At 66.1% G+C, this 1,296-nt stretch carries 1 protein-coding gene; it reads right to left on the reverse strand.

Annotation, left to right across the window (positions count from 1 at the left end):
• Window positions 1-117 precede the first annotated feature (117 nt).
• Window positions 118-1,098, reverse strand: coding sequence for a TerC family protein (locus ACIQOV_RS41805; RefSeq protein ID WP_359915326.1), 981 nt, complete (start codon window positions 1,096-1,098; stop codon window positions 118-120).
• Window positions 1,099-1,296: the final 198 nt, after the last annotated feature.

Consider the following 1,296-nt stretch of genomic DNA (forward strand, 5'->3'; position numbering starts at 1 on the left):
CCCCGCCGAACGGCCGAGGCCCCCGCGACCGGAAGCGGTCGCGGGGGCCTCGGCGGTGCACCGGCCCGGTGCCTCGGGCATCAGGCGCGTCGGGCCTCGGGCGTCAGGCGTCAGGCGTCAGGCGTCGAGCTTCTCGCGCTCGGCCTGCTCGGCCTTCTTCGAGGCCCGCAGGCTGGTGAAGGTGGTGATCGCCAGGACCACCACGATGAAGCCCAGCGAGAACGGGATGCCGATCTCCGGGGCCCAGTCCGCGCCCGCCTCGTGGGCGGCGTGCAGCACCAGCTTCACACCGATGAAGCCGAGGATCACCGACAGGCCGTACGACAGGTGGACCAGCTTCTTCAGCAGGCCGCCGATCAGGAAGTACAGCTGGCGCAGACCCATCAGGGCGAAGGCGTTGGCGGTGAAGACCACGTACGGGTCCTGGGTCAGGCCGAAGATGGCCGGGATCGAGTCCAGTGCGAACAGCACGTCGGTGGTGCCGATCGCCAGCATGACGATCAGCATCGGGGTGATCAGCCGGCGGCCGTTCTCCCGGACGAACAGCTTGGTGCCGCGGTAGTCCTCGGTGGCCGGGAAGCGGCGGGTGATCGACTTGAGGACGCGGTTCTCCTCGAACTCCTCCTCGCCCTCCTCCTCGGCGCGGGCCTCCTTGATCAGCTTCCAGGCCGTCCAGATCAGGAAGCCGCCGAAGATGAAGAACACCCAGGAGAACTCGGAGACCAGGGCGGCGCCGCCGGCGATGAACACCGCCCGGAGCACCAGCGCGATGATCACACCGAACATCAGCACGCGCTGCTGGTAGATCCTGGGCACCGCGAACTTGCCCATGATCAGGATGAACACGAAGAGATTGTCGACACTCAGCGACTTCTCGGTGATGTAGCCGGCGAAGAACTCACCCGCCGGCTGCGCACCGGAGTGCCACCAGAGGAAGCCACCGAAGAGGACCGCCAGAACGACCCAGACGGCCGTCCAGATCCCGGCCTCCTTGATCGAGACCTCGTGCGGCTTGCGCCCTCCGATGAAGAAGTCCGCCACGATCAGTGCGATCAGCACCAGGATCGTGGAGACCCACATGGTTATGGAAACGTCCACTACTGCTCCTCCGGCAGGTAGGCGAGACAGTCATCGTCACTGCCGGAGGTCTCTTCCGCCCATCGGGCCAGCGCCCCGGGGTGCCGCGACGGGCATCCGTGATGACGGGGTCGGCTGTCGAGGAATACTCCCCTCCGCTACCAACGAGAGTAACAGCCGCTCCAAGGAAAGGTAAAGAAGGTAAAGACCGTCAAGGGG

It is taken from the genome of Kitasatospora sp. NPDC091257 (assembly GCF_044757675.1).
Taxonomy (GTDB): domain Bacteria; phylum Actinomycetota; class Actinomycetes; order Streptomycetales; family Streptomycetaceae; genus Kitasatospora; species Kitasatospora lactacystinica.